Origin of the sequence: Microbacterium sp. NPDC056736 (genome assembly GCF_042790415.1) — a bacterium.
In the GTDB taxonomy this organism is placed as follows: Bacteria; Actinomycetota; Actinomycetes; order Actinomycetales; family Microbacteriaceae; genus Microbacterium.
On the sequence record NZ_JBHTZE010000001.1, the window covers coordinates 397,677 to 417,740 of the forward strand.

The window sequence follows — 20,064 nt, forward strand, 5'->3', positions numbered from 1 at the left end:
GCGGGGCCCGGGGGGGGCGCACCAACCGACGGGGGGCGGCGGGGGGCGGCCCCACCCCCTCTTCTCGAGGTCTGCGTCGGATTACTTGACGGCGGCCTTCAGCTTCGAGCCGGCGGTGACCTTGACGCGCTTGCCCGCGGGGATCTTAATCTCCTCGCCGGTCTGCGGGTTGCGGCCGGTGCGGGCCGAGGTGGCGACCTGCTCGAAGGCGAGCCAGCCGGGGATCGAGACCTTGCTGCCGTTGGCGACCGCGTCGGAGACGGTGGAGAAGAGGGAGTCGAGCACGCCCGAGACGGCGGACTGGCTCTGGCCGGTCGCGCTCGCGATGCTCGCGACGAGCTCGGTCTTGGTGATGGTCTTGTCGGCCATTGGTTGTGTCCTCCAAAGACGACGAGTGCCGTCTTGTCATTGCTCGGACCGGATGGCGTAGCCCCCCGGCTGGTCCTGTCGACCGGGACCGAATGTACCCGACGACGCCGACAGAACCGCGTATTTCCGCGGTTTTCGGAGGTTTCTGGCGGTGTGTCGCGTGATTTCTGGGGCTCCTGTGGCCTCTGGGGCCGGATTTCGCCCACCGCGATCACTTCCCGTGGGCCACGGCCGGGCCGCTGTCGGGGCCGTCCGCGGCCTCAGGCGTGCAGCCGGCGAAGCGCCGTCACCACGTCGTCGTGCCAGCGCCGGGCGGCCGGCAGCACGCCGGTGAAGATCGGGGTGTCGTGCGTGACGCCCTGGTACCGCACGACGCTCGCGTCGACCCCCGCGGCGCGCAGAGCGGCGCCGTAGGCGTCGCCGTCGCCGCGCAGCGGGTCGTACTCGGCGGTGAGGATGACCGCCGGCGGAAGGCCCTCGTGCGATGCCGCGCGCAACGGGGACGCGTAGGCGTCGCGCGCGTCCTGGGCGCGGGGGAGATAGGTGCGCGCGACCGAGCGGAGCTCGCGCAACGCCAGGAAGCTCGGGATGCGCAGCGCTCGAGTGGCGCGCAGATCCAGGTGTGCACCGGTGAGGTCGACGACGGGCACCTCGAGCACCTGCAGGCGGAGCGGATGCCGCGCGCGATCGCGGTTGACGAGCGTGAGCGCCGCGGCGATGTTTCCTCCCGCCGAGACCCCCAGCAGGCCGACCCGATCGGCGTCCACGCCCACCTCGCCGGCGGCTCCGAAGAGCCAGTCCAGCGCAGCGTAGGCCTGCTCGACCTGCACCGGCCAGCGATGCTCCGGCGCGAGCGCATAGTTCACGGCGGCGATGGCGACGTGGGCGTCGATGCACCGGCGGCGGTAGGCGGCATCCGTCGTCGGATAGTCGATCCCCCCGATCCGGAACGCGCCGCCGAAGAACGCCAGCACCGCAGGCACCGGCGCGTCGCCCACGACCGGCGGGTGATAGATCCGCACGCGCACGGACGGATGCCCCGGCACGGCCACCTCGTGCTCGGTGGTGCGCACCTCTGGGCCCGGCGTCCCGACCGTGCGCAGCTCGGTGCGGTCCCATGCGATCGCCGCACGGCGGTGCCGGGCACGGGCACGGGCGCGGGATCGGGACCGATGCTCGGCATGGGGCGTCGCCGCCCCGGGCTTCAGCGCCGTGGGGTCCGCGTGGGACGTGGCGTCCGGCGCGGGCTTGTCGGAAGCCTTCGCCGCGGCAGGAGCCGCCGTCCCGCCGCGGTCGAACGGCCAGAGCGCTGCGAGTCTCGATCGCACCGAGCCGAGAGCCTGATCGAACATGTACCTGCGGTGCACCCGCAGGCGCTCCTCGAAGAACGGGTCGAGCGGCATGATCCTATCTTGCGTCGAGAGCGCCTGCCGTCGGTGCTCCCGGGCGAATACCGTGGCGTCATGACCGTCGTGAGCACCATCGCCGGCGTGCTGCTCATCGTCGTCGCGCTCAACGACGTGTTCCACACCCTGCTGCGTCCGGCCTCCACCGGGCGCCTGACCACCTACATGTTCCGGGCGGCCTGGTCGGTGTCGCACCGCCGGCCCGCCCTGCCGACGGTCGGCGGGCCGCTGACGATCCTCGTGACGATCGGGGTGTGGATCGTGCTCGTCACCGTCGGGTGGGCCCTGATCTACCTGCCGCACTTCCCCGACGGCTTCTCGTACAGCGATCTCGATCCGAACGACTATCACCCGTTCGTCGAGGCGCTGACCTACTCGCTCGTCGCCCTCACCACTCTGGGCCTGGGCGACGTGGTTCCCGCCGAGCCGCTGATCCGGCTCCTGTCGCCGCTGGAGGCCCTGACGGGGTTCGCGCTGCTGTCGGCGTCCGTCTCGTGGTTCATGCAGCTCTACCCCGCTCTCGCCCGCCGGCGGGCGCTGGCGGTGGAGCTGACGAGCCTCCATCGCTCGGGGATCACCGCGCTGCCGCCGGAGCTGCCTCCCGGCAGGGCGGCATCCGTCATCGCCTCCGTCGGGCGGGCGATCGCCGAGCTGACCGCCGATCTCGTGCAGAACACCGAGATCTTCTACTTCGCCGAGCGCGACGAGCGGCTGTCGGCCGCCCGCGCCGTCGGCTACGCCATGGAGCTGCGCGATCAGGCCCTGCAGTCCGGCAACGGCGAGGTTCGCATCGAGGGGGCGTTCCTGGAACAGGGGCTGGATGAGCTGGCCCGCGTACTCACGGATCAGTACGCGCACGTGACGGGCGAGTCCACCGACGCGGTGCTGCGGGCCGTCGCCGGCAGCCACGGGCATCAGCTGTCGTGATGCCCCCGGATATGCGGAAGGCCCGGAGTTCCGAGGAACTCCGGGCCTTCCGGTGAAGCGGGTGCTTACCAGCTCGACTTGGTCACGCCGGGCAGCTCGCCACGGTGCGCCATGTCACGGAAGCGGACACGCGAGATGCCGAACTTCGTGAGGACACCGCGAGGGCGGCCGTCGATGACGTCGCGCGAACGAACGCGGACGGGCGATGCGTTGCGGGGCAGCTTCTGCAGGCCCACGCGAGCGGCTTCGCGCTCCTCGTCGGTCGACGTCGGCGACACGAGCGCCTTCTTCAGCTCGGCGCGCTTGGCGGCGTAGCGGTCGACGACCACCTTGCGCTGCTCGTTGCGCGCGATCTTGCTCTTCTTAGCCATGGATCAGCGCTCCTCTCGGAAATCGACGTGCTTGCGGATGACCGGGTCGTACTTCTTCAGCACGATGCGGTCGGGGTTGTTGCGGCGGTTCTTGCGCGTCACGTAGGTGTACCCCGTGCCGGCGGTCGAACGCAGCTTGATGATCGGACGGACGTCCTGTGCCTTCTTGGCCATCAGAGCTTCACACCCTTCGCCTGGAGGTCACGCACGACCGCCTCGATGCCACGGGCGTCGATCACCTTGATGCCCTTGGCCGAGACGTTGAGCTTGATGTTGCGACCCAGCGACGGAACGAAGTAGGTCTTCTTCTGCACGTTCGGGTCGAAGCGGCGCTTCGTCCGGCGGTGCGAGTGCGAGATGTTGTGACCGAAGCCGGGAACTGCTCCAGTCACCTGGCACACTGCTGCCATAGTGATGTCTCCTTAGTACCGTGGAGCCGGACGGCCCCACCCAAGATCCCTTGTCTGCACCCCGCGCCCGACCCGGCCGGTGAAGGCCTCGTTCGGGAGTGGGATACGTACTGCGTGCTGGAGTGCGCGCAGACAAAGAGTCAGTCTAGCACGGACGGCGTGTCGCCCTTGTCGGCGGCCTCCCGCGCGCCGCGCCCCCAGCGGAAGGGCGACACGGTGGGGTCGCCCGGCACCCAGTACCGCCACGGGAACGCCGCCGTCCCCGCGACGCCCGCGACCCCCACGCGCGGGCCCGACGCGATGTCGGCGAGCGGGTCGACGAGCAGCTGCAGGCGCGCGCGGGCACCGTGCCGAGGCTCGCCGGTGATCGCGTCGATGCCGTCATGCAGCGGATGCCGCAGCCCCACGGCGTCTCCGAATCGGCCGGGCCCGCGGGCCAGGTCGCGCGTCGTGCGCGCGGCGGGGCGGCGGCGGGACGCGGCATCCACCCCCTCGATCACCTGCCCGGCGCGCAGCAGCACACCGCCGGCGACGCCTTCGGGCCCGCAGACCACGTTCACGCAGGAGTGGATGCCGTGGCTCAGGTAGACGTACAGGTGCCCCGGTTCGCCCCACATCGTGGCGTTGCGCGCTGTGGGCCCCATGCGCGCGTGCGATCCAGGATCGGGGACGGGACCCGTGCCACGGCCGTGGTACGCCTCGACCTCGGTGACCCGCACGGCCACCGTCTCGCCGTCGACCACGGTCTCGAGGCGTGCGCCGAGGAGTCTCGGCGCCACCTCGGCGGGAAGGGCTTCGAGGTCCGAACGGGTCGCCGCCCGCCACCCGTGCCGCACCATGCGTGCGAGTCTACGTCCGCCCCTGCGGCCCCCGGGTCGCGCACGGGTCGCCGTGCAACCGATACTGTTCGCGCATGGGGAAGTGGTTCGTGCTCATCCTGCTGAGCGTGGCGCAGTTCATCATGGTGCTCGACAGCACGGTGATGAACGTGTCGATCTCGACGGTGGCATCCGATCTCGGCACCGACATCTCGGGCATGCAGGCGGCCATCACGTTCTATGCGCTGACGATGGCGGCCTTCATGCTCACCGGCGGCAAGCTGGGCGACCGGTGGGGCCGCAGTCTCGCCTTCCGCATCGGCTCGGTCGTGTACGGCATCGGCTCGCTGACGACGGCCCTGAGTCCCAACCTCACGGTGCTGATGCTGGGTTGGTCGCTCGTCGAGGGCCTGGGCGCCGTCCTGGTGATCCCCGCGATCGCGGCGCTGGCGGCGATCAACTACGAGGGGCGGGCGCGGGTGGTCGCGTTCGCCGTGCTCGGCGCGGTGACCGGCGGCGCCGCGGCGGCCGGCCCCCTCATCGGCGGGCTCGTCACGACGTACTCGTCGTGGCGCTACGTCTTCGTCGCCGAGGCCATCGTCATGTCCCTCGTGCTCCTCGTGTCGGGCCGCATCAAGGACGTCCCGGGCGACCGCGGCCTCAAGATCGACCTGCTCAGCGTGGTGCTGTCGGCGCTCGGCCTCGGGCTGCTGGTCTACGGCATCCTGCAGTCCAAGACATGGGGCTGGGTCGTGCCGCTGAACCCGCCCGTGATCAACGGCGAGCCCTTCGCACCCTTCGGCGTCTCACCCGTGGCGTACCTGATCCTGCTGTCGATCCTCGTGCTCTGGGGGTTCGTCCGGCGCCAGCAGCATCTCGAGCGGACCGGCGGCGTGCCGCTGCTGAAGGTCAGCCTGCTGCGGATCCCCGCGCTGCGCAGCGGCCTGACGATGTTCATGGCGCAGTACTTCGCCATCGCCGCGCTGTTCTTCGTCATCCCGGTGTACCTGCAGACGATCCTGGGCTTCGACGCTCTGCAGACCGGCCTGAAGATCCTCCCGCTCTCGGCCGGCCTCATCGTGTTCTCGATGGTGGGGTCGCGCCTGTCGACGGTCCGCTCGGCGAAGAACATCGGCCGCATCGGCCAGCTCACGCTCGGCCTGGGCGTGCTCGTCGTCTTCCTCGCCGTGCAGCCCGAGCTCGCCGACTGGACGTTCGCCGCCGGCATGTTCATCGTCGGCGCGGGCTTCGGCCTGCTCGCCTCCCAGCTCGGGAACGTCAACATGTCGGCCGTGGAGCAGTCCGACACGTCGGAGGTCGGCGGCCTGCAGGGCACGTTCCAGAACCTCGGCTCCTCGTTCGGCACCGCCGTCGTCGGATCGGTGTTCATCCTCCTCCTCACGTCGGGCTTCACGGCGGCGGTGCAGCAGAGTGACACGCTGCCCGACGACATCCGCGAGCAGGTCGTCGCCACGGCGTCGAAGGGGGCGCCGATCATCTCGCAGCAGCAGGCCGAGGACCTGTTGACGGATGCCGGCGCCGACCCCGACTCCGCCGCCGAGGTCGCCCAGCTCTACGCCGACACGCAGGTGGAGTCGCTGCGGCAGTCGCTGTTCTTCGTCTTCGCCCTGACGGTGCTGGGTCTCATGCTGGCGTCCGGGCTGCCGTCGAAGCTCCCGGAGCCGGCCGCGGCCGCCGGGGAGGCATCCGCTCCACCGCCCCGCGCCGCGTCGTAGCGCGAGCCCCCGGCGCCCGCCGTCCCCCGCGAGCCTTCGCAACCGCCCGCCGAGTAACCGCGACGTCGTCGAACGACCACGCTGTCGGCGACGGTAGCGTGGTCGCTCGCCGAGATCGTGGTTCGTGGGCAAGGGGGTGCATACGCGCGGATGCCACGCGGGAGCGTCAGAGCGGGGGCACCTGGCACCACGAGATCGACGCCCCGTTGAGCGCGACGATCTCCTCGCCGTCGTCCACCTTCAGGATGCGGGTCTGCGGACGCTCGGGCAGCGGCAGCTGATAGGTGTCGTACGGGTTGGTGACGGCATCCGGCGCCAGCATGAGCGCGACGTACCGGGCGCTCGGAGATATGCAGACCTGGATGACGGCATCCGTCTCCGCCAGCTCGGTGAGCATGCGCGTGGCGCCGTCCGCGCCGACCAGCGCGACCGAGGTGCGGCCCGTCGGCACGTCGTCCTCGAGCACCGCGGCGGTCCGGATGGTCGAGCCGTCGGGCAGCGGCGTCACCGACGTGGTGCCGCCCAGATCGGCCTCGGGCGCGACGAGCGGCTCCTCACCGGCGTCGGTGAGGTCGATGACCACGGACTGCTCGAGGCGGTCGACGACGGCCTCGCTGGATCCGCGCGCGATGCCGTCGATCCCGACGGCCGCGCCGAGGGCGGTCGCCGCGCCGGCATCGGCGCCCGACCCGGTCAGCAGCAGCGACCCGTCGAACGACATCAGCAGGATGCTGTCGGTGTCGGGCACGAACCGCCACTCGGCGACCCGCGGGTCGGAGCCCGAGACCTCGATCTCGCGCGGCTCGGCGTCGACGTCGCCGAGCGAGGCCGTGAACAGCCGGCTCTCGCGGCCCGAATCGGCGTCGAGCTCGGCGTCCGAGAAGGTGTACCCTATCCGCTCGCCGCGGTCGGCGCTCTGGAGGTTCGAGATGAACCCGTCGCCGGGCAGCGGCAGCTCCTGCTCGTTCTCGCCGTCCAGGTCGGTCACGATGAGCCCCGGCTGGTCGTCGTCGGTGCGCACCGACACCACGAGGTGCTCGCCGGTCGCGCGGAAGTCCTCGATGTGCGGGTGGCGGAAGACGGGCACCGCGTTCTGCCCGGTGAGGTCGGTGCGGTAGATGAGGTCGCCGTCCGCCCCGCCCGCCTGGTCGGCACCGCCGCGCTGCAGCAGGAACATCTCGGTGGGCGGCGTGCGGAACGTCTCGGTGATGGCGGCGGTCGGGCCGCCGCCGAGGGAGGCGACGTCGTCGATGGCGACGGTGTACTCGGTGTCGTCCCACAGCGGCAGCGTGAACCGCACGCCGACGCTGCGACCGGACGTGTCGACCTCGAAGGGCGTCTCGGGGGTGATCGTCACCTGCGAGGGGTCGACCTCGGCGAGCGACTGCGTCGTCGTGACGATGAGCCGGGACCCGGATGCCGCGGCCGCCGCCTCCGGATCCACCGACACCTGCGTCACGCGGGGACCCTGGGCGACGCTGGCGGCAGCGCCGGCGAGCCCGACGACCGCCAGCGCCGCGACGACGACGGCGAACATCCCGGCGAACGCGCGGCTGCGGCGGTGCCGGGACTGCGAGCGCCGGGTGCGGGGGCCGGGCTCAGTACTCATACGGATCCTCGGGCTCGGGGATCTCCTCGACGGCGGCGGCGTCGACCACGAGCCGGCCGTCGGACGAGGAGCGCACCGTCCCGGTGATCGTGACCCACTGCCCGGTGTCGGGCGAGGACTCGCCGACGACCACCGGGAGGCTGGCCGGCTGGGCGTCGATGACGCAGTGCGTGATGACCAGGCGGGTGAGGTCGAAGGCCCCGTCCTCACCCGGCGTCACGAAGCCGGTGAGCTCGACGGGCTCGCCGTCGAACGTCTCGGGGTTGGTCGCGGTGGCGAACACCGTCGCCCACTCGCCGACGCCGAACGACGCCGTGTCGCCGGTCGACGCCAGCTGCACCGTGTCCGCCCCGCCGAACAGCGGAGTGGCGCCGACGTCGCGCGACATCGCGAGCTCGGCGCTCAACGAGGCCGGGGGCAGCACGAGGGTCAGCACGACGACGCCGGACGCGGCGATACCGCCGACCGCGGTCGCCGCCACCGCCAGGGGGTGGCTGCGGTGGACGTGGTCGTCGTGCCCGTGCGCGCCGTGGCGGTCGCCGCGAGTCGTTTCCGGATCGGGCTGGGCGTCCCGATGGCGGAGGATGAGCGTCGAGATCTCCGACTCCGTCGCGGCCGCTCGCTCACCGGCGTGCGCAGGGCCGGCGCCCGCGGGCGCGTGGTCGTGCCCGTGGTCGGCCTCCGCGCCGAGCGGCAGCGCGAACGACGCGACCGTGCCGACGAGCACGACCATCGCCATCGACACCGCGAACCACGTCGAGTCGGGGTTGATGTACAGCCCGAGGCGTCCGGTGACCGCCAGCGAGATCGTGACCACGGCCAGCACCGCGGCCAGGCCCACACCGAGCCACCGCGTGGCGACCCACTCCGTCTTACGCAAGGAGGTTCACCGCCGTCCCGATCGCGAAGGCGGACAGCACCACGACGACGACGATCCCGCCGAGCGTGCGCCACGTGAAGGTCGTGCGCAGCAGCGCGAGCATCTTCACGTCGACGAGTGGCCCGACCAGCAGGAACGCGACGATCGACCCGGGCGTGAAGGTCGAGGCGAACGACAGCGCGAAGAACGCGTCGACGTTGGAGCAGATCGACACCACCATGGCCAGGGCCATCATCGCCACGATCGACAGCGCGGGGTTGGCCCCGATCGCGAGCAGCGCCTCGCGCGGGATGAGCACCTGCACGGCTCCGGCGAGCGCCGAGCCGATGACGAGCGCCGGCATGACCGCACGCAGCTCGATGACGAACTGCGCCAGGGTGCGCCGCCACTTGCCGCCCGGCTCGTGGAGCACGAGCTCGCACGTGTCGCGGAAGCGGTCGGTGAGCAGAGCGTCGGGAGACGGATGCCGCGAGTACAGCCAGCCGATGAGGTTCGCGATCGCGTACCCGCCCAGCAGGCGCGCGACGAGGATGCCGTCGCTGAAGCCGAACGCCTGATGCGTCGTGATGATCACGATGGGGTTCACGATCGGCGCCGCGATCAGGAACGTGAGGGTCTCCGAGACGGAGAAGCCGCGCATCAGCAGACCGCGGGCGAACGGCACGTTGCCGCATTCGCACACCGGCACGATCATGCCGAGCAGCGACAGCACGGCCCGGCGGGCCCACCCGCGTCGCGGCATCCATCGCTCGATCACACCCGGCGGCACCCACACCTGCACGACGATCGACAGCACCACGCCGAGCGCCACGAACGGCAGCGACTCGATGAGCACGCTGATGGCGAGCGTCAGCCCGTCCTGCGCCCGTGTGGGGAGGGGTGCGGGGAACAGCGCCGGGGCGAGCCAGTCGATGAGGAACAGCCCGGCCACCACGGCGACGCCCACGCCGATCCACAGCAGGGCGCGCGCCTGCGGCGTCGGCTCGAGACGGGCGGTCACCGGAGTGCGCCGCGGGACCGGCGTGCCGGGGGACCGCTGCGCCTGCCGGGACTGAGGCTCAGTCCGCGTCACGCTCTGCGTCCCGGGTCGCGGCGCACGACCCGCAGAGCCCGAAGATGTCGACGACGTGCTCGGCGTCGCGGAATCCGTGGCGCTCGGCGGTGCGCTTGGCCCACTGCTCGACGTCCGTCGCCTCGATCTCGACGGTCAGCCCGCAGGAGCGGCAGATCAGATGATGGTGGTGGCCCGTGCTCGTGCAGGCGCGGTAGAGCGATTCGCCCTCGGGGCTCTGCAGCGAATCGGCCTCGCCCTGGGCGGCGAGGCCGGCCAGCGCGCGGTACACCGTCGCGAGACCGATGCCGGTGTTCTCGCCGCGGAGGGTCGCGTGCAGCGACTGCGCGCTGACGAAGCCTCTGGCGTCGGAGAGGGCTTCGCGCACGCGTTCGCGCTGCCACGTGTTGCGCTGGGCCATGGGGGCGAGTCTACCGGCGGGTCCTGAGCGCGAGCCGGACACGGGTCACCGGGACCCGGCGCCCACGGCCGCCCGCGTGACGCGGTCGCGGCGGGCGCCGACCACGCGGCACACCACGTAGATGGCGAACGAGATCGTCGTGATGTAGGGGCTGACCGGAAGCGTGCCCATGATCGCGAGGAGGATCCCGCCCACCGCCGACACGAACCCGAACAGCGCCGACAGCAGCGGGACCGACAGCGGTCCGGACGCGACGCGCATGGCCGCGGCCGCCGGGGTCACCAGCAGCGCCATCACCAGCAGCGCGCCGATGATGTGCACGGCGACGGCGACGATGAGGCCGAGCAGCAGCATGAAGGCCAGCGACACGGCCGTCGTGGGCACGCCCCGCGCGGCGGCGGACTGCGGATCGAGCGAGTCGAACCGCAGGGGGCGCCAGATGAGCAGCAGGCCGAGCAGCACGACGGCGCCGATGCCGATCAGCCAGCCGAGCTGGCCGGTCTGCACCGACACGATCTGACCGGTGAGCAGGCTGAAGCGGTTGGCGCTGCGGCCGTCGTAGAGCGACAGGAACAGGATGCCGAGGCCCAGCCCGAACGGCATCAGCACGCCGATGATCGAGTTGCGGTCGCGGGCCTTCGCCCCCAGCACGCCGATGAGGGCGGCGGCGACGAGCGACCCGACGATCGACCCCGTCACGACGTCCCATCCGATGAGGAGGGCGGCGGCGGCGCCCGCGAACGACAGCTCGCTGATGCCGTGCACCGCGAACGCCATGTCGCGCTGCATGACGAAGACGCCGATGAGCCCGCCGACGAGCCCGAGCACGGCGCCCGCCCACACCGAGTTCGCCACCAGCGCGAGGATCTCGCCGTAGAACGGCAGACCCCCGAACATCGCGTCGGCGATGTCGTCCCAGTTCATGCGTGCGCCTCGTGGTGGTGGTGGGATGCCTCGGCGTCCGGTGCACCCACGACGACGAGCCGGTCGCCCGCGCGCAGCACGAACACGTGCGCGCCGTAGAGCGCGGTCAGCACGTCCGAGCGCAGCACCTCCTGCGGCGTCCCGAGGGTGAATCGGCCGTTGGCGATGTACAGGATGCGGTCGACCTTGCCCAGCAGCGGGTTGATGTCGTGCGTCACCAGCAGGACCGCGGCATCCTTCTCCCGGCGATGCCGGTCGATGAGCCCGATCACCGCCTGCTGGTTCGCGAGGTCGAGGCTCGTGAGGGGCTCGTCGCACAGCAGCAGGCGCGGGTCGTCGGCGAGCGCCTGCCCGGCGCGCAGTCGCTGCTGCTCGCCGCCGGAGAGCAGGCCGACGGGCCGGTCGGCGAACCCGCGGGCGCCGACCGCGTCGATCAGGGCGTCGACGCGGGCGCGGTCGCCGCGGCGCGGAAGGGGCAGGCCGAACCGGTGGCCGTCGACGCCGAGCGTGACGAGGTCGCGGCCGAGCAGCGACGTGTCGGGCGGCAGCGGGCGCGCCTGGGGGATGTAGCCGATGCGACGGTTGCCCCGGCGGGTCACCGGCGCGCCCTCGACCGCGATCTCGCCCGACGAGAGGGATTCGAGGCCGAGGATGGCCCGCAGCAGCGTCGTCTTGCCCGAGCCGCTGGGGCCGAGCACCGCGACCAGCTCGCCGGCGTGGACGTCGAGGTCGAGCCCCGACCACAGCTCGCGGTCGCCGCGCTGCAGGGCGGCGTCGCGGACGCTGAGGACGACCGGACGCCCGACCGCCGGCGAGGCGGGGGTCACGCGTCCAGCGCCGCGCTGAGCGCCTCGCTGTTCGCCTGCATCCACGAGATGTAAGTCTCCCCCTCCGGCAGCGTTTCCGAAAACGCGATCACCGGGATCCCGAGCGTCTCGGCCTCGTCGACCATCTGCTGCGTCTCGGCGCCGCCCGTCTGCGTATTGGTGATGACGACGCGCACGCCGCCGTCGCGCAGCAGCCCGAGGGACTCCAGCAGCGTCGCCGGGGCGACATCCTGCCCCTCCTCAACGGCCTCGCTGAAGGCGTCCGGCGTGGCGTTCTCCAGGCCGGCCGCCTGCACGAGGTACACGGGCACCGGCTCGGTGACGAACACCTGCTCTCCCGCGTGGGCGGCGCCGATGTCCGAGAGCGAGGCCTCGAGCTGCTCGACCTCGGCCCCGAAGGCCTCCGCGTTCGCGGCGAAGGTCTCGGCATCGTCGGGGCTCAGCGCGGCGAGCTCCTCGGCGATCGCCGCCGCGACGTGCGCGACGGTGTGCGGGTCGTACCAGACGTGCTCGTTGAAGCCCTCGACGTGGTCGTGCTCGTGACCGTGGTCGTCGGCCTCGGCGTCGTCGGCGCCCTCGGTCTCCGCGTCGGCGCCCTCGGCCTCGTGGCCCTCGTTCTCGGGCCAGTCGTGCGAGTGCTCGACCGCCGTGACGACCGGCGCCTCACTGCCGCTGGAGTCGATGAGCGCGTCGATGAACGCGTCGTAGCCGCCGCCGTTCTCGACGATGAGGTCGGCCTTCGACACGGTGAGCTGGTCGCGGGCGCTGGGCTCGAAGGAGTGGGGGTCCTGCGACGCGTTCGTCACGATCGACGTCACGTCGACCAGGTCGCCGCCGACCTGCGACGCGATCTCGCCGTACACGTCGGTCGACGCGACGACCGAGAGTCGCCCGTCAGCGGCGTCGCCGCCCTCGGCGCTGCCCGCTGTCTGCCCGCTCGCGCATCCGGCGAGCACGAGAGCGGATGCCGCCGCCAGGCCGAGCACGGGCAGGGAACGTCGCAGGGAGGTCATGCCCTCCAGCGTAAGGGTAATGAGAATCGTTCTCAAATCGCTCCGGCGAGCGGCGTCATCGTCAGTCGAGCAGCAGCGCGGGCTCCTCGAGGATGGAGGCGACGTCCGCGATGAACCGCGACATCCCGTCGCCGTCGACCACGCGGTGATCGAACGAGCCGGCCACGGTCGTGACCCACCGCGGGCGGACCTCGCCGTCGACGACCCACGGCTTCTGGCGGATGGTGCCGAGGGCGACGATGCCGGCCTCGCCGGGGTTGATGATCGGGGTGCCGGCATCCATGCCGAAGACGCCGATGTTCGTGATCGTGATGGTGCCGCCCTGCTGGTCGGCCGGGGTGGTCTTGCCGTCGCGCGCCGTGAGGGTGAGCTTCTCGAGCGCCCGGGCCAGATCGCGCATCGAAAGGTCCTGCGCGTCCTTGATGTTGGGGACGAGGAGGCCACGCGGCGTGGCGGCGGCGATCCCGAGGTTCACGTAGCGGCGCACCCGGATCTCGGCGCCGCCCTCGGCGTCGACCCACGCGGCGTTGACCATCGGCGTGCGGCGGGCCGCCCAGATCACGGCGCGCGCCATGATCAGCAGCGGCGACACCTTGACGTCGGCGAAGTCGGGCGACGCCTTGAGCCGCTTGACGAGCTCCATCGTGCGGGTGGCGTCGACGTCGGTCCACACCGACACGTGCGGCGCCGAGTAGGCGGACTGCACCATCGCCGACGACGTGGCCTTGCGCACGCCCTTGACGGCGATGGTCTCCTCGCGGCTGTCGCCCGAGTCCTGAGCCGGCCGAGCCGCCGGCGCCGGGGCCTGGTGCGCGGCCGGCGCCGTGGCCGCCGCGGGAGCAGGGATCGGGATGGTCTCCTCGCGCACGTCGCCCCACTCGGGCGTCTCGATGTTGCGGAAGACGCTCGCCTGCGACGCGTGCCGCACGACGTCGTCGCGCGTCACCTCGCCGGCCGGGCCGCTGGGCGTGACGGCGCCGAGCTCGACGCCGAGGTCGCGGGCGAGCTTGCGGATCGGGGGCTTCGCGATCACGCCGACGGATGCCGCGACCCGCTGCTCCGCCGGCACCGCGCGCTTCGCGCGCCGCGACTGGACGTGTCCGCCGGTGCCGTAGCCGACCAGCACCGCACCCTCGCCGGCATCGGGCGCCGGCGCGGCGGGGCCGCCGTGCTCGGACTGCCCGACGGTCGCCGGGCCGGAGGCATCCGTCCCCGCGCCGGGGGCGATGGTGATGATGGCGGCGCCGACCTCGACCGTCTCGCCCTCGGCCGCGAGCAGCTCACCGACGGTTCCCGCGAAGGGCGACGGCAGCTCGACGAGGGACTTGGCGGTCTCGATCTCGACGAGGACGTCGTTGACCGCGACCGCGTCGCCGGGGGCCACGCGCCACTGGACGATCTCGGCCTCGGTCAGACCTTCACCGACATCGGGGAGGACGAACGTCTGGGTGCTCATGCGGTGTCCTTTCGCGGCATCCCGTCACTTCACTCGCAGGGGAGGCCGGCCATCGGGAAGGAGGCGAGGGTGGGGGTCAGTAGGCGAGGGACCGGTCGACGGCCTCGAGGATGCGGTCGGCGTCGGGCAGGTAGGAGCCCTCGAGCTTGGCAGGGGGGAACGGGGCATCGAACCCCGACACGCGCAGCACCGGAGCCTCGAGCGCATAGAACGCGCGCTCCATCACGGTCGCCGCCACCTCTGAGCCGAGCGACGTGAAGCCCGGCGCCTCCTGCGCGTAGATCATGCGGCCGGTGCGCCGCACCGAGTCGAGGATCGGCCCGTAGTCCACGGGCGACAGCGAGCGCAGGTCGACGACCTCGATGCTGGTGCCCTCGGCCTCGGCGAGCACGGCGGCCTGCAGCATCGTCGTCACCATGGCGCCGTGGCCGACGAGCGTGACGTCGGTGCCGCGGCGGACGATGCGCGACGCGTGCAGCGGCAGCGCGCGGGCCGACGTGTCGACCTCGCCCTTCTGCCAGTACTTGCTCTTGGGCTCGAGGAAGATGACGGGGTCGGCCGAGGCGATCGCGTCCTGGATCATCCAGTAGCCGTCGTTCGGCGTCGACGGGCTCACGACGCGCAGGCCCGGGGTGTGCGTGAAGTACGCCTCGGGGCTCTCCTGGTGGTGCTCGATGGCACCGATGTGCCCGCCGTAGGGGATGCGGATCACGACGGGCATCTGCACCGCGCCCTCGAGACGGTTCGTCATCTTCGCCAGCTGCGAGGTGATCTGGTCGAACGCGGGGAAGACGAATCCGTCGAACTGGATCTCGACGACCGGGCGGAAGCCGGCCAGTGCCAGCCCGATCGCGGTGCCGACGAGTCCGGACTCGGCGAGCGGGCTGTCGATCACGCGCCGCTCGCCGAACTCGGCCTGCAGCCCTTCGGTGATGCGGAAGACGCCGCCGAGCTTGCCGATGTCCTCGCCCATCAGGAGCACGCGGTCGCTGCCGGCGAGGGACGCGCGCAGGCCGGCGTTGATGGCCCGGCTGAGCGGCATCGTCTGGACGGCCGGGGCTGCGTCGGCGTCCGTCGCGCTCGTCGTCCGGATGTCGGTGTCGGTCACGATGCGCCTCCTTCGAAGGATGCCTCGTACCCGGCGAGCCACTCGCGCTGCTCGGCCATGAGGGGGTGGGGCTCGGAATACACGTGGGCGAACAGCTGGTCGGGCTCGAGTCCGCCCAGCGCGTTGGTGCGCGTGCGGATGTCGTCGGCGAGAGCCGCACCCTCCGCGTCCACGTCGGCGAAGAACGCCTCCGACGCCCCGCGGGCGAGGAGGAAGGCCCTCATGCGCGCGAGGGGGTCGCGGCGGCGCCATGCCTCCTCCTCGCTCGATGGGCGGTACTTCGTGGGATCGTCGCTCGTCGTGTGCGCGCCCAGGCGGTAGGTCATCGCCTCGATCGCCTGCGGCCCGCCGCCGGCGCGCGCGTCGTCGAGCGCGGCGCGCGTGACCGCCCAGCTCGCCAGCACATCGTTGCCGTCGATCAGCGTGCTCGGCATCCCATAGCCCGCGCCGCGCTTGTACAGCGGCGAGCGCGACTGCGTCGAGACCGGCACCGAGATCGCCCACTGGTTGTTCTGCAGGAAGAAGACCTCGGGCGTCTGATAGCTCGCGGCGAAGACCATGGCCTCGTGCACGTCGCCCTGGCTCGAGGCGCCGTCGCCGTAGTAGACGATGACGGCCTCGTCGCGGTCGGCGTCGCCGGTGCCGCAGCGGCCGTCGAAGACGAGACCCATGCCGAAGCCTGTCGCGTGCAGCGTCTGCGAGCCGAGCACGAGCGTGTAGATGTGGGTGTTGCCGTTCTTGGGGTCGGTCGGGTCCCACCCGCCGTGCGTCAGTCCGCGCATCACGCGGATGATGTCGATCAAATCGACGCCGCGGATCTTGGTGACGACGTGCTCACGGTAGGACGGGAAGATGTGATCCTGCGTCCGCGCCGCCCGTGCGGACCCGACCTGCGCGGCCTCCTGGCCGTAGCTCGGCGGCCAGAGGGCGAGCTGTCCCTGGCGCTGCAGATTGGTCGCCTGCACGTCGAACGCGCGGATGACCGCCATGTCGCGGTAGAACGTCTCGAGGTCGGCGTCGGCGAGGCCGTCGACCGCGTCCCGGTAGGGCTCGGCGGCGGGCGTGGGCGCGAAGGTCCCGTCCGCGCGGAGGAAGCGGACGATGGCGGGATCTTCGGCCGGCGCCGCGGCGTCGGTCGTCACCGAATCTTCAGGCGGGGTCACCGTTCCACGCTAGCCCGCGCCCCCGCGTGCCCTTCCGGGAGGTTCTTCACAACGGATGCCGCAATTCCTAGGACCTTCTCGACAGACTCCTCCTCGCCGACAGAGATCCGGATGCCGTCACCCGCGAACGGGCGGACGATCAGGCCGCCCTCTTCGAAAGCGGTGGCGAAGGCGGCGGTCTCGTCGCCGGCGGGAAGCCAGACGAAGTTGCCCTGCGCGGCCGGGACCTCCCAGCCCGCGGCGCGCAGCTCCTCGGCGAGGCGGTCGCGGCGCTCGGCGATGACCCTTACGCGCTGGAGGAGCTCGGCCTCGGCGTCGAGGCTCGCCAGCGCCGCCTCCTCGGCGTGGGCGGTCACCGACAGCGGGATGGCGGTCGTCCTGGCGGCGTCGAGGATCCTCGGGTGGCCGACGGCGTAGCCGATGCGCAGGCCGGCCAGGCCGTAGGCCTTGGAGAAGGTGCGGAGCACGACGACGTTGGGGTTCTCGCCCCGGGCCAGGACGGCGGCGCCGTCGACGGCGTCGGGGTCGGTGACGAACTCGGCGTAGGCCTCGTCGAGGATGACCAGCACGTCGCGGGGGACGCGCGCGACGAAGGCGTCGAACTCCGCCTGCGTGACGACCGGCCCGGTGGGGTTGTTCGGGCTGCACACCAGGACGGCGCGGGTGCGGTCGGTGATGGCCGCCGCCATCGCGTCGAGGTCGTGACGGGCGCCCGCGGCGAGCGGCACCTGGACGGGTGTCGCGCCGGAGACGACCGCGAGCCACGGGTAGGCCTCGAACGACCGCCACGCGTAGATCACCTCGTCCCCGGGGCCGGAGGTCGCCTGCACCAGCTGCGCGAGGATCGAGACGCTGCCGGCCCCGACGTGCACCGCGTCGGTGCCCACGCCGAACCGCTCGGCCAGGCGCTCCCGCAGGCGTGCGGCCGTGGCATCCGGATACCGGTTGAAGGCCGTCGCCGACTGCACGCGCTGCAGCACGCCCGGCAGTGGATCGAACGGGTTCTCGTTGCTGGAGAGCTTGTACGCCTCGGCGCCCGCCTGCCTGCCCTGCTTGTACGGGGGGAGCGCGGCCACCTCCGGGCGCACGCGGACGGGGATGTCGGAAGCGTCGGTCACGCCCCGAGTCTACGAGCGGCGACCGCTCCGCGTCTGCCGGAGAGGACCCCGCCGCGAACCGTTGGCCGCCGCGAGGTGTCGTGGAAGACTGGGCGCACTATGGGCTTCCTCATCCGCGTCGTCGTCAACGCGTTCGCGATCTGGGTCGTCACCCTGATCCCCGCGCTCCAGGTCACCGTCATCCCGTTCGCGCCGGGCGACACCCTGCAGGTCGTGCTCACCTACCTCATCGTCGCGGCGATCTTCGCCCTGGTGAACACGATCATCGGCACCGTCATCAAGGTGCTGGCGTTCCCGCTCTACATCCTCACGCTGGGTCTCATCGGCCTCCTCATCAACGCGTTCCTGCTGTGGCTGACGGCGTGGCTCACCAGCTGGTGGAGCTGGGGCCTGCGCGTCGAGGACTTCTGGTGGGGTGTGCTGGCGGCCATCATCATCACCCTCATCAACTGGGTCTTCGGCATCATCCTCCGCCCGAAGAAGGACTGACCCCGCCCGCTGAGCCCCGCGTGGCCGCGTACTCGGTCACCGCCACCGTGTCGGCGCGGCCGAGGTCGGCGAACACCGCGCGCAGCGTGTCGACGCGCGGATCGGTGGAGGCGTCCACGAGCGCCGCCGTCTCGGCGTACGCGCTGAGCCGATGCGCCGGGGCGCGCGCATCGTCGAGACCGGCGTCCGGGTCGGCGACGCGCTCGGCGACGAAGCTGCCCGGCGCCCCGACGCCCTCGCCGTGCCCGCCTCCCGCGAGCGCCGCGACGGGGTCGTCGGTGTGGCGCAGCGCGACGCTCAGCGTCCCGTCGCCGACATCGGCCTCCACCGGCGAGCCGAGCGAGACGAGGGTGCGCACGTCGTAGCCGCTCTCGAGCGCCAGGTGCCCGGCGATCATCGCCCCCTGCGAGTGGCCGAACGCGTGCACGACGTCGCCCTCCCGCGCCCCGGCCGCCTGAAGCGCCGCTTCGGTGGCCGCGTACGAGTCCGACGTCTGTCCGGCGTAGAGCTGCGCGTTGGACGCGTTGTCCCACGGGTCGTTTCCGCCGAGCGCGAGCGACTGGGTGCCGGCGACGTAGACCGCGAACTGCCTGCCGCCGTCCGGCATCGTGTAGCGCTCGACCCGCACGCGGGCGTCGCCGGCTCCCGGCATCCGCTCGGTCACCGCGACGAGGCTCTGCGGAGCGACCACCGGTCCGGCGGGCGGAACGCGCACGGCCCCGGCGGCTCCGTTCCCCGGGGGTGCCGCGACGGTGGGCGCCCCGACGGCGGATGCCCCGGGCGTCGCGGTGGCACCCGCCGCGAGCGGCGGCCCGGCGCCCGGCGCGAGCGGCGGCCCGCCGCTCGGCGCGGCGGGGGGCACGGTCCGCAGCGCCACCGGGCCGGCCGTGCCCGTGAGGCGGGCATCCCGCGACAGCCGGCCGGTGCCCGCGAACCCGACGAACGCGGCGCCGCCGAGCGTGAGGAGACCCATGCCCGCGCCGAGCACGGCCGCCCCCGGCTCGCTCACCGTGCCGCCCACCGCGACGCCCCACTGCGTCGCCTGCCGAACCAGCTCGGACGGCCACAGCACGGCCCGCTCGAACTCCGCGCCGAGCGCCGTGCGCCAGGCGCCCGGATGCGCGGCGACCAGCGCGCTCAACCGCGCGTCCAGCCGCTCTGCCCGAAGGGCGTCCCCTGCCAGCACGGCGGCGCGGTGCTCGGCCTGGATCTCGACCATCTCGTAAGCGAGCGCAGCGTCGCGCAGCGCCCCGGCGATCCGCCGCGCCTCCGCCTGTGCGGCCTCGATCCTCGAGGAGAGGACGGATGCCGACAGCTCGGCGTCGCCGGTGTGCGCGGGCTCGCTCCGCAGCTCCCGCCGCAGCCCGGCCAGTGTCGCCGCGATCTCCTCCAGTTCGGCGTCGGCGTGCGCGAACCGCTCGGCGGCGGCACGGAGCGTCGCGGTGTCGACGGCGACGGCGCCGCCCGCCTGGAGCTGCAGGCCCCGGTCGGTGCGGGGCCAGCTCTCGCCCAGCACGCTGATGAGACCCCCGTACGGGTCCATCGAGTCGACCCGCACCGCCCGTTCCGGGTCCCACGGCCCGTCCGCCGACGGCGCGCCGCTCACGGGTGCTCCGCGGTGAGCGGCAGACCCGGCAGGGCCTCCGCGAACGCGGCACGATCCCGTGCACGCAGGACGTCGAGCCGCACCGTCTCGGCCACGCACGCGAGTCCCGAGACATCGCCCGCCCAGACGGTGGCGCGGTCGTGGAACACGCGCGCCGCCCGTGCCTGCCAGTCGACGGCGTCGGCCAGTCCCCGCGCGACGAGAGAGGCATCCGCGATCCGGTCGATGAGGCGGGAGAGCGCACCGGCGACGGACTGCAGACGGGAGGCCGACGAGCCGGCGGCCGGTGGAACTGTCACCCCTCGATCGTCACGGGAGAGGCGGGCCCGCGGAGCGCGCCGCCGGGGATCCGTGCAGAGCGC

Annotated in this window: 22 protein-coding genes; 3 read left to right on the forward strand and 19 right to left on the reverse strand. The window is 72.3% G+C overall.

Annotation, left to right across the window (positions count from 1 at the left end; all coding sequences use genetic code 11):
• Positions 1-81: 81 nt before the first annotated feature.
• A complete protein-coding gene (locus ACFRAL_RS01820) occupies positions 82-369 on the reverse strand; it encodes an HU family DNA-binding protein (protein WP_336394104.1) in 288 nt (95 codons plus the stop codon).
• A 260-nt stretch (positions 370-629) separates the two neighbouring features.
• Positions 630-1,772 carry an alpha/beta hydrolase gene (locus ACFRAL_RS01825; RefSeq protein WP_378879116.1) on the reverse strand — a complete coding sequence of 381 codons (1,143 nt, stop codon included), beginning with the start codon at positions 1,770-1,772 and terminating at the stop codon, positions 630-632.
• A 60-nt stretch (positions 1,773-1,832) separates the two neighbouring features.
• On the opposite strand from ACFRAL_RS01825, the gene ACFRAL_RS01830 reads away from it, so the two are divergent.
• Positions 1,833-2,702 (forward strand): potassium channel family protein, encoded by an 870-nt coding sequence (locus ACFRAL_RS01830; protein WP_378879119.1) that lies wholly within the window; start codon positions 1,833-1,835, stop codon positions 2,700-2,702.
• Between the two features lie 65 nt (positions 2,703-2,767).
• Here the strand turns inward: ACFRAL_RS01830 and rpsN are convergent, their stop codons facing one another.
• The 4 genes from rpsN to ACFRAL_RS01850 all read right to left on the reverse strand — a co-directional run bounded on the left by rpsN (position 2,768) and on the right by ACFRAL_RS01850 (position 4,322).
• Complete coding sequence (rpsN, locus tag ACFRAL_RS01835) at positions 2,768-3,073, reverse strand: 30S ribosomal protein S14 (RefSeq protein WP_127820367.1); 306 nt, start codon at positions 3,071-3,073, stop codon at positions 2,768-2,770.
• 3 nt (positions 3,074-3,076) lie between these two features.
• Positions 3,077-3,247 carry a 50S ribosomal protein L33 gene (gene rpmG / locus ACFRAL_RS01840; protein ID WP_018173550.1) on the reverse strand — a complete coding sequence of 57 codons (171 nt, stop codon included), beginning with the start codon at positions 3,245-3,247 and terminating at the stop codon, positions 3,077-3,079.
• A complete protein-coding gene (gene rpmB / locus ACFRAL_RS01845; protein WP_013584774.1) occupies positions 3,247-3,483 on the reverse strand; it encodes a 50S ribosomal protein L28 in 237 nt (78 codons plus the stop codon). Before rpmB ends, rpmG begins: the two co-directional genes overlap by 1 nt.
• A 140-nt stretch (positions 3,484-3,623) precedes the next feature.
• Entirely contained in the window at positions 3,624-4,322 is a 699-nt protein-coding gene (locus tag ACFRAL_RS01850) for a DNA-3-methyladenine glycosylase (protein WP_378879124.1), read from the reverse strand.
• 74 nt (positions 4,323-4,396) lie between these two features.
• Here ACFRAL_RS01850 and ACFRAL_RS01855 point away from each other — a divergent pair, with 74 nt between their 5' ends.
• Positions 4,397-6,037: an MFS transporter gene (locus ACFRAL_RS01855; RefSeq protein ID WP_378879126.1), complete on the forward strand. Its 1,641-nt coding sequence runs from the start codon at positions 4,397-4,399 to the stop codon at positions 6,035-6,037.
• A 166-nt stretch (positions 6,038-6,203) separates the two neighbouring features.
• Here ACFRAL_RS01855 and ACFRAL_RS01860 read toward each other — a convergent pair whose 3' ends face one another.
• From ACFRAL_RS01860 to ACFRAL_RS01910, 11 genes are all read right to left on the reverse strand, one after another.
• Complete coding sequence (locus ACFRAL_RS01860) at positions 6,204-7,646, reverse strand: hypothetical protein (RefSeq protein ID WP_378879128.1); 1,443 nt, start codon at positions 7,644-7,646, stop codon at positions 6,204-6,206.
• Positions 7,636-8,526, reverse strand: a complete 891-nt coding sequence (locus tag ACFRAL_RS01865) for a TIGR03943 family putative permease subunit (RefSeq protein ID WP_378879131.1) — start codon at positions 8,524-8,526, stop codon at positions 7,636-7,638. The genes ACFRAL_RS01860 and ACFRAL_RS01865 overlap by 11 nt, the downstream gene beginning before the upstream one ends.
• On the reverse strand, positions 8,519-9,526 hold the full coding sequence (locus ACFRAL_RS01870; RefSeq protein ID WP_378879134.1) for a permease: 1,008 nt from the start codon (positions 9,524-9,526) through the stop codon (positions 8,519-8,521). Before ACFRAL_RS01870 ends, ACFRAL_RS01865 begins: the two co-directional genes overlap by 8 nt.
• A 58-nt stretch (positions 9,527-9,584) precedes the next feature.
• Positions 9,585-9,998, reverse strand: a complete 414-nt coding sequence (locus ACFRAL_RS01875; protein WP_336394097.1) for a transcriptional repressor — start codon at positions 9,996-9,998, stop codon at positions 9,585-9,587.
• 45 nt (positions 9,999-10,043) lie between these two features.
• Positions 10,044-10,922 carry a metal ABC transporter permease gene (locus ACFRAL_RS01880; protein WP_336394096.1) on the reverse strand — a complete coding sequence of 293 codons (879 nt, stop codon included), beginning with the start codon at positions 10,920-10,922 and terminating at the stop codon, positions 10,044-10,046.
• Positions 10,919-11,749 (reverse strand): metal ABC transporter ATP-binding protein, encoded by an 831-nt coding sequence (locus ACFRAL_RS01885; RefSeq protein WP_378879139.1) that lies wholly within the window; start codon positions 11,747-11,749, stop codon positions 10,919-10,921. The genes ACFRAL_RS01880 and ACFRAL_RS01885 overlap by 4 nt, the downstream gene beginning before the upstream one ends.
• Positions 11,746-12,762 carry a metal ABC transporter solute-binding protein, Zn/Mn family gene (locus ACFRAL_RS01890; RefSeq protein ID WP_378879141.1) on the reverse strand — a complete coding sequence of 339 codons (1,017 nt, stop codon included), beginning with the start codon at positions 12,760-12,762 and terminating at the stop codon, positions 11,746-11,748. The genes ACFRAL_RS01885 and ACFRAL_RS01890 overlap by 4 nt, the downstream gene beginning before the upstream one ends.
• A 61-nt stretch (positions 12,763-12,823) precedes the next feature.
• Positions 12,824-14,218 carry a dihydrolipoamide acetyltransferase family protein gene (locus ACFRAL_RS01895; RefSeq protein ID WP_378879144.1) on the reverse strand — a complete coding sequence of 465 codons (1,395 nt, stop codon included), beginning with the start codon at positions 14,216-14,218 and terminating at the stop codon, positions 12,824-12,826.
• A 76-nt stretch (positions 14,219-14,294) separates the two neighbouring features.
• The gene (locus ACFRAL_RS01900; RefSeq protein ID WP_336395027.1) at positions 14,295-15,260 is read right to left on the reverse strand and encodes an alpha-ketoacid dehydrogenase subunit beta; all 966 of its coding nucleotides are present in this window, start codon (positions 15,258-15,260) and stop codon (positions 14,295-14,297) included.
• 62 nt (positions 15,261-15,322) lie between these two features.
• Positions 15,323-16,489 (reverse strand): thiamine pyrophosphate-dependent enzyme, encoded by a 1,167-nt coding sequence (locus tag ACFRAL_RS01905; RefSeq protein ID WP_378879146.1) that lies wholly within the window; start codon positions 16,487-16,489, stop codon positions 15,323-15,325.
• Entirely contained in the window at positions 16,486-17,607 is a 1,122-nt protein-coding gene (locus ACFRAL_RS01910) for a histidinol-phosphate transaminase (RefSeq protein ID WP_336394091.1), read from the reverse strand. The genes ACFRAL_RS01905 and ACFRAL_RS01910 overlap by 4 nt, the downstream gene beginning before the upstream one ends.
• 99 nt (positions 17,608-17,706) lie before the next feature.
• On the opposite strand from ACFRAL_RS01910, the gene ACFRAL_RS01915 reads away from it, so the two are divergent.
• Positions 17,707-18,096: a phage holin family protein gene (locus tag ACFRAL_RS01915; RefSeq protein WP_336394090.1), complete on the forward strand. Its 390-nt coding sequence runs from the start codon at positions 17,707-17,709 to the stop codon at positions 18,094-18,096.
• Here ACFRAL_RS01915 and ACFRAL_RS01920 read toward each other — a convergent pair.
• Together ACFRAL_RS01920 and ACFRAL_RS01925 are read right to left on the reverse strand one after the other, a co-directional pair.
• A complete protein-coding gene (locus ACFRAL_RS01920; RefSeq protein ID WP_378879150.1) occupies positions 18,071-19,702 on the reverse strand; it encodes a hypothetical protein in 1,632 nt (543 codons plus the stop codon). The genes ACFRAL_RS01915 and ACFRAL_RS01920 overlap by 26 nt on opposite strands.
• Positions 19,699-20,001, reverse strand: coding sequence for a hypothetical protein (locus ACFRAL_RS01925; RefSeq protein ID WP_378879153.1), 303 nt, complete (start codon positions 19,999-20,001; stop codon positions 19,699-19,701). Before ACFRAL_RS01925 ends, ACFRAL_RS01920 begins: the two co-directional genes overlap by 4 nt.
• Positions 20,002-20,064: the final 63 nt, after the last annotated feature.

Excerpts from the sequence above, each read along its gene's own strand:
- ACFRAL_RS01820 (WP_336394104.1), bottom strand. The coding sequence starts at position 369 with ATGGCCGACAAGACCATCACCAAGACCGAGCTCGTCGCGAGCATCGCG.
- ACFRAL_RS01825 (WP_378879116.1), bottom strand. The coding sequence starts at position 1,772 with ATGCCGCTCGACCCGTTCTTCGAGGAGCGCCTGCGGGTGCACCGCAGG.
- ACFRAL_RS01830 (WP_378879119.1), top strand. The coding sequence starts at position 1,833 with ATGACCGTCGTGAGCACCATCGCCGGCGTGCTGCTCATCGTCGTCGCG.
- rpsN (WP_127820367.1), bottom strand. The coding sequence starts at position 3,073 with ATGGCTAAGAAGAGCAAGATCGCGCGCAACGAGCAGCGCAAGGTGGTC.
- rpmG (WP_018173550.1), bottom strand. The coding sequence starts at position 3,247 with ATGGCCAAGAAGGCACAGGACGTCCGTCCGATCATCAAGCTGCGTTCG.
- rpmB (WP_013584774.1), bottom strand. The coding sequence starts at position 3,483 with ATGGCAGCAGTGTGCCAGGTGACTGGAGCAGTTCCCGGCTTCGGTCAC.
- ACFRAL_RS01850 (WP_378879124.1), bottom strand. The coding sequence starts at position 4,322 with ATGGTGCGGCACGGGTGGCGGGCGGCGACCCGTTCGGACCTCGAAGCC.
- ACFRAL_RS01855 (WP_378879126.1), top strand. The coding sequence starts at position 4,397 with ATGGGGAAGTGGTTCGTGCTCATCCTGCTGAGCGTGGCGCAGTTCATC.
- ACFRAL_RS01860 (WP_378879128.1), bottom strand. The coding sequence starts at position 7,646 with ATGAGTACTGAGCCCGGCCCCCGCACCCGGCGCTCGCAGTCCCGGCAC.
- ACFRAL_RS01875 (WP_336394097.1), bottom strand. The coding sequence starts at position 9,998 with ATGGCCCAGCGCAACACGTGGCAGCGCGAACGCGTGCGCGAAGCCCTC.
- ACFRAL_RS01880 (WP_336394096.1), bottom strand. The coding sequence starts at position 10,922 with ATGAACTGGGACGACATCGCCGACGCGATGTTCGGGGGTCTGCCGTTC.
- ACFRAL_RS01890 (WP_378879141.1), bottom strand. The coding sequence starts at position 12,762 with ATGACCTCCCTGCGACGTTCCCTGCCCGTGCTCGGCCTGGCGGCGGCA.
- ACFRAL_RS01895 (WP_378879144.1), bottom strand. The coding sequence starts at position 14,218 with ATGAGCACCCAGACGTTCGTCCTCCCCGATGTCGGTGAAGGTCTGACC.
- ACFRAL_RS01900 (WP_336395027.1), bottom strand. The coding sequence starts at position 15,260 with ATGCCGCTCAGCCGGGCCATCAACGCCGGCCTGCGCGCGTCCCTCGCC.
- ACFRAL_RS01915 (WP_336394090.1), top strand. The coding sequence starts at position 17,707 with ATGGGCTTCCTCATCCGCGTCGTCGTCAACGCGTTCGCGATCTGGGTC.